This is a genomic window from Veillonellales bacterium (assembly GCA_039680175.1).
GTDB lineage: Bacteria > Bacillota > Negativicutes > JAAYSF01 > JAAYSF01 > JBDKTO01.
In genome coordinates this window covers 1-5,885 of sequence record JBDKTO010000031.1, presented here as the reverse complement: position 1 = coordinate 5,885, position 5,885 = coordinate 1, and the positions used below count along the sequence as shown (strand labels likewise).

Below are 5,885 nucleotides of genomic sequence, written 5' to 3'. Positions count from 1 at the left end.
GATAAATTATAGCTAATGATCCCATTTAAATTATTCACAACATCTCTCCCTAGCAGTTGTACAATATAACATATAAAATATATTATATTGCATAATTAATCCAGCGATGGTAAACTTTTATCAAGCGTATTTGTGCAATATAACATGCAAAAATATATTATATTGCATATTGAGCCAGTCGCTACTGTTTCTATTATAGCACTTATTCATTCGGCAAACTTACCGAAAGGTAGGGACGCAAAGCCATTGGTCTAACGTTTCTTTGTGAAATTATGACTGTCAGGTTGCGGCTAAATACTAGTCCTTCCTGGCAGTTTTTATATTATGCAAAGATGAAGAAAGGAGGATGTTATTTACAGAGTCGAAGGAAAGGCTATCGACATTTTAAAGTTTATAGACATGGAGCAAAAAAAAACGGTTGTTGCAGTTTTAGAAGAAAGAAGATCTGCTAATCGAGAGGAGAAATCAGGATGAAATGGTTTGATAACTTAAAAATGGTTTATAAACTAGGTATTCTAATCGCCATAGCTGTTATATCGTCAGCAATTCTTGCCTACACAGGATACCACTATTTACTTAAAGCGAATACCGATGTGACAGTAATGTACAAAGATAAGTTGATTCCGGTACAGCTGATGAGTCAAGATATTGCGATTGAGCGAACTATTAAATCTGATATGCTAGAGTTGATGCTCACTACTGATAATAACCGTAGAAATGAACTAAAAAAGGACATGGACATTCAAGCAGAAAAATTCGACAATAATTTTGCTGAATATGAAAAAACAAAATTAGATCCCTTTGAAGTTGAGATGATTCCTAAATTTAAAGCAGCCATGCAAAATTACCGTCAGGAAAGAAATGCAATAATCAATTTGGTCTTGCAGAACAAAAATGCTGAGGCTTATGTAGTATATGAACAACGTGTTAGACCATCGATGGCTGAATTTGAAAAATGCCTGATAGAGTTAAGTGAATATAACGCTGAAGGTGCCAATAAAATCAATAGTCAAAATGACATTGACTTTGAGCACTCTAAAAACATTTTATTTGCAATTGTAACAGCCGTATTTCTCGTATTAATTGTGAGCGGCCTATATATTACCAAAATGATAACAAACCCGATCAATACAATGGTATTAGTTTGCAAAAAATTAGCAGAAGGCGATTTGCGTGAGAAAGAGCGTCTGCTTGTCAGAAAAGATGAAATTGGTCAGTTGGCAGATGCTTTGGTAGAAATGCGGAGCAGTCTCCGTATACTGATGAAAAACGTCAATGAGTCCTCCGAGCAGTTGGCTGCATCCTCAGAGGAACTGACCGCGAGTGCCGATCAGTCAGCCCAAGCCGCTAACCAGGTTGCTGTTTCCATTACCGAAGTGGCAAAAGGCGCAGAGCAACAACTAGGCGCAGCTAATGACACATCTGCCGTGGTACAGCAGATGTCAGCCAGTATCCAGCAAGTTGCTGCCAATTCCAATGAAGTAGCCGGACAGTCGGCTCAAGCAGCTGATAAGGCCATCGAAGGTAATAAATCGGTGGCTAAAGCGGTCAATCAGATGGCCCATATCGAACAGACAGTTACCGCCTCTGCCCAGGTAGTAGCCAAATTGGGGGAACGTTCTAAGGAAATTGGACAGATTGTCGATACAATCTCGGGTATTGCTGGTCAAACTAATTTATTAGCTTTAAATGCCGCTATTGAAGCTGCGCGTGCCGGAGAACAAGGGCGTGGTTTTGCCGTAGTCGCGGAAGAGGTTCGCAAACTTGCAGAACAATCGCAAGATGCCGCCAAGCAAATCGCCGCGCTGATTGGTGAAATTCGGGGCGATACTGACAAAGCAGTCGTAGCCATGAATGATGGCACTCGCGAGGTTAAGCTGGGAGCAGAAGTAGTCAATGCTTCCGGGCAATCATTCCAGGAAATCACAGGCCTAATAACTCAAGTGTCTGGACAAGTGAAAGAAATATCTGCTACCATCGAGCAGATGGCTATTGGCAGCCAGCAAATTGTCGAATCCGTAAAACAGATCGATCAATTAAGCAAATCGGCATCTGGAGAAGCGCAGGCAGTATCCGCTGCAACAGAAGAACAGTCGGCATCCATGGAAGAAATCGCCTCTTCCAGTCAGTCATTGTCTCGCCTGGCGCAAGATCTCCATAAAGCAATTAGCAAGTTTCAAATGTAATAGAAAAGGATAGGTTTCAAACTAATTCCTCCGTCACCTCATTTATTAAGTAAATATAACGAAAAAGCCTGTAGGAACTCACAGCAGATTCCATCTGCATCGTGTATTTCCTACAGGCTTTCGTTTTCGAATGACCCACAGTATAACTATATTTTATATTTCTCTCATATGCTTCACTTTTTTCATCGTCTTCTTCAGATTGTCGTTAATGTAAGTTTCATCCCAATGAAAAGACTGCTCATTCTGTACTCATTCAAAATAAGGAACTGTCCGTTAGCAGCTTCCACGATAATTTTAGCACGTATATAGGCGGCATTTTGTTCGTTGATTTGGTTTTCCAGAGCAGCAGGAATTAATATATCCACATCCGGTCCCAGCAAATCCTGATTACTGATCAGCCTAGCCCCTTCTTCGCAATATCCCTTAAGTAAACCTTTATTTTTCTTTGTATAACGTATAGCAGCATGAATATCCAGACCATCCGGTTTATAAAAAGCACAGGAGGCATCACCAATGGCCACAATGGAAAAACCTTGTTCCTGCAACATGGTGAACATGACACCGCGTCCTGTAGCTTCACGTCTCCCTAAAGATCCGCCAATTTCCAAGGGTTTCCCCGTTACAACCGCCGGAACGAAATGGCCTTGGTAAGAACTATAAGTATCCATAATCCACGCCATAACCTGTGCATCCGTATTTACATCCGGTGTTGGCACATCCTGCTCCGTTCCCAGTATAGGCAAAATTTTTGCAGTGTAGCACCTTGTAATACGTTCTAGTCTTTTCAACTCAGCGCAGCAGGGTCACAGATAGCCCCGCCTTTTGCTCCTCCATAGGGAATGTCGACAACGGCACATTTCCATGTCATCTAGGCAGCCAATGCCTTCACTTCATCCAAATTAAATCCGGATGAAATCGTATCCACCCTTACAGGGTCACCGCGAACTGTTATGTTGAACTCATATCCTGTAAAAATTTTTATATGGCCATCATCCATAATAACCGTATAGAAACAATCATCTCACGTTCCGGGGAGCGCAATGCAATATAATCGTCAGTCGTTAAGTCAAGTCTTTAGGCAGCAGCATCTAAAAAGCCAAGCATATTTCGAAACGGATTATATGTTTCCATTATTGCTTCCCTCCCTCTATGCACACGCTCCGGTCGGTTCAAAAGTCAACGGGATATCCATAATACACTGCACTTACAAACTTTCTCATATCCGCTTCCGATACCACAATCGGATTTACGACAGTTGATCCTCCCAATGAATTTTTCACCAAATTCTCATAAGCTTCTTTGAATGCCGTTTCAGCAATACCGATATCTTTAAATCTTGGCGGAATTTCCAAAAACTCACTTAGTTTTTTTACTGCAAATATGATATCCTTTCCAATTGCCCGGGATAGTCGCTGATATTTAGCAGCGACAAATGCATCTTTTTTATTATAATCCATAGAATACGGCAAAATAACCGCATTAGCCAGTCCGTGCGCCGTATCGTACATTCCGCCAAAAGCATGAGATACTCCATGGACAATTCCCAGCCCGGCATTCGAAAATGCCATACCGGCCATACATTGGTCTGCATGCATTTTCTGTCTGCTTTCCAAGGTTGCTTTTTCATATGAAATCGGCAGCCAATACAAAATTCCTTCTATAGCCTCTTTGGCCAGCGCATCGGTAAATTCATCGCCATTTTTATTGATATAGCATTCTAAAGCGTGTGTCAAGGCATCCATTCCCGTTTCCGCCACAATATGAGGCGGAAGCGTTTGAGGAATCGTTCCATCTAAAATGGTAATATCCGGCCGCAAACAATCGCAACGGATGGCCCGCTTCACTTTTTCTTCCGGATAGGTAATCACCGTCACATGTGTCACTTCGCTGGCTGTGCCGGAAGTCGACGGAATGGCGATAAATTTTACTTTTTCTCTTCTCTCGGGCAGTTTGGTGGAAAATACGTTGTCAAAATTGAGATCCGGAAATTCATAAAACAAGACAACCGCTTTGGCTGCGTCCATAGGCGATCCCCCGCCAACGGCAATAACTACATCGGGCTTAAACTCCCGCGCCTGATAAAGCGCTTGATAGACTTCTTCCTTGGTTGGATTTTTACCAATTACCCCATAGATGTGGATTTGCCTATCCGGCTTTTTCATATATGCTTCAATTTTCCCAATGACACCGGATGCAAACATAGACTTGCTTCCGGTAATAATCATGGCTTTCTTATATTCCACTTGCCTTAAATATTCTAAAGAACCTTCACCGTTGATAATAGAACCGCCTTGCAACTTTAATATTTTCACGTCAAACCCCTCTCCATAAAAGATCAGAACTGCTCACGAAAAAGTGATTTGCCGATCCAATCAAGTCCACCTATGCAATAATGCGGGATAAAAAGGAATGCGCCCTCTCCGTCCTTGGATTTGTGAAAAAATCTTCCGGATTCGAATCTTCAACAATATTTCCATCCGACATAAAGAGGATTCGATCGGACACATCCTTGGCAAATCCCATTTCATGCGTGACGACGATCATCGTCATCCCCTCGTTAGCCAGCTTGCGCATAACAGCCAGAACATCACCGACCAATTCGGGATCAAGAGCCGATGTCGGTTCGTCAAAGAGAATCATCTTGGGCTCCATGGCAAGCGCTCGGGCAATTGCTACCCGCTGCTGCTGTCCGCCGGATAAGGTATGGGGCATCACATCGGCCTTATCCGCCAGCCCCACTTTATCAAGCATCTCCATCGCCTGATTCCGGGCAGCTTTCTTGTTCATTTTTTTCACGATCCTGGGCGCTAACATAATATTTTCGGCAACAGTTTTTAGCGGAAATAAATTAAAATGCTGAAATACCATACCTACGTCTTCCCGCAGCTGCCGAATGTCAAACTTATCATCCAAAGTGTTTTTCCCGTCATACAGGATCTTACCTTCCGTTGGCTTCTCCAATAAATTTAAGCAGCGCAAGAATGTACTTTTACCCGCCCCGGAGGGACCTAAGATACATGTTACTTCTTTGGCTTTCAATTCAAGATTCACATCATCCAATACCATATTCTGATTGAACTTTTTCTTTAAATGGCAAACCTTCATCATTTTCTATCCACTCCCATCTTGTTTTCTAAAACACTCAAAACAACCGAGAGTATTGAAATTAAAAATAGATAAAACAGTGCCAAGATGGTATAACTTTCAACAAGATTAAAAGATGTCGCCGCATATTGGCAAGCCTGGTATGTCATTTCCGCGACACCGATTACTGTTAGAATGGAGGTATCCTTGATTGTAATAATAAATTGATTGCCTAAAGCCGGTAGCATGCTTTTAAAAGCCGGCGGAAAGATCAAATGAGCTAGAATCTGCAGCTTATTCATGCCCAAAGAAAACCCTGCTTCCCATTGCCCCTTCGGTACATCATTAATTGCCCCGCGGACAATCTCCGAAATGTAAGCACCGGCATTAAGGGAAATACAAATGATTCCCGCCATCTCCCGGTTTAGAGTCACATGCAAAACATTGGGTATAACAAAATAAATGTACAGTGCCTGCACGATGATCGGCGTACTACGGATAAGCCAAACATAAAAGGAGGCTATTACACTCAGTACTTTGTTTTGAGTCGTTCTGATATAGCCGGTAACAACACCAATAATAAAGCCGGCCAAAATACCAAGTACAGCAAGAATA

Annotated in this window: 6 protein-coding genes and 1 riboswitch; of the genes, 1 reads left to right on the top strand and 5 read right to left on the bottom strand. The window is 42.1% G+C overall.

The genetic code is table 11. The features are described from left to right. The first annotated feature begins 202 nt into the window (after positions 1 to 202). Positions 203 to 292: riboswitch (cyclic di-GMP riboswitch) on the top strand. A 178-nt stretch (positions 293 to 470) separates the two neighbouring features. Further along, positions 471 to 2,186 (top strand): methyl-accepting chemotaxis protein, encoded by a 1,716-nt coding sequence (locus ABFC84_05340; GenBank protein MEN6412178.1) that lies wholly within the window; start codon positions 471 to 473, stop codon positions 2,184 to 2,186. Positions 2,187 to 2,380: 194 nt separating this feature from the next. Here ABFC84_05340 and ABFC84_05335 read toward each other — a convergent pair whose 3' ends face one another. The 5 genes from ABFC84_05335 to ABFC84_05315 form a co-directional block, all read right to left on the bottom strand. After that, the gene (locus ABFC84_05335; GenBank protein MEN6412177.1) at positions 2,381 to 2,974 is read right to left on the bottom strand and encodes a Glu/Leu/Phe/Val dehydrogenase dimerization domain-containing protein; all 594 of its coding nucleotides are present in this window, start codon (positions 2,972 to 2,974) and stop codon (positions 2,381 to 2,383) included. An 80-nt stretch (positions 2,975 to 3,054) separates the two neighbouring features. Beyond that, positions 3,055 to 3,183: a hypothetical protein gene (locus tag ABFC84_05330; protein ID MEN6412176.1), complete on the bottom strand. Its 129-nt coding sequence runs from the start codon at positions 3,181 to 3,183 to the stop codon at positions 3,055 to 3,057. Positions 3,184 to 3,355: 172 nt separating this feature from the next. Next, entirely contained in the window at positions 3,356 to 4,498 is a 1,143-nt protein-coding gene (locus ABFC84_05325; protein ID MEN6412175.1) for an iron-containing alcohol dehydrogenase, read from the bottom strand. A 70-nt stretch (positions 4,499 to 4,568) separates the two neighbouring features. Further along, the gene (locus tag ABFC84_05320; GenBank protein ID MEN6412174.1) at positions 4,569 to 5,294 is read right to left on the bottom strand and encodes an amino acid ABC transporter ATP-binding protein; all 726 of its coding nucleotides are present in this window, start codon (positions 5,292 to 5,294) and stop codon (positions 4,569 to 4,571) included. Continuing rightward, positions 5,291 to 5,885, bottom strand: a 595-nt coding sequence (locus tag ABFC84_05315) for an amino acid ABC transporter permease (GenBank protein ID MEN6412173.1), incomplete at its 5' end; no start/stop codon positions are given. The genes ABFC84_05320 and ABFC84_05315, both read right to left, overlap by 4 nt.

Coding starts and splice junctions, on each gene's coding strand:
- ABFC84_05340 (MEN6412178.1), top strand. CDS start 471: ATGAAATGGTTTGATAACTTAAAAATGGTTTATAAACTAGGTATTCTA.
- ABFC84_05330 (MEN6412176.1), bottom strand. CDS start 3,183: ATGGATGATGGCCATATAAAAATTTTTACAGGATATGAGTTCAACATA.
- ABFC84_05320 (MEN6412174.1), bottom strand. CDS start 5,294: ATGATGAAGGTTTGCCATTTAAAGAAAAAGTTCAATCAGAATATGGTA.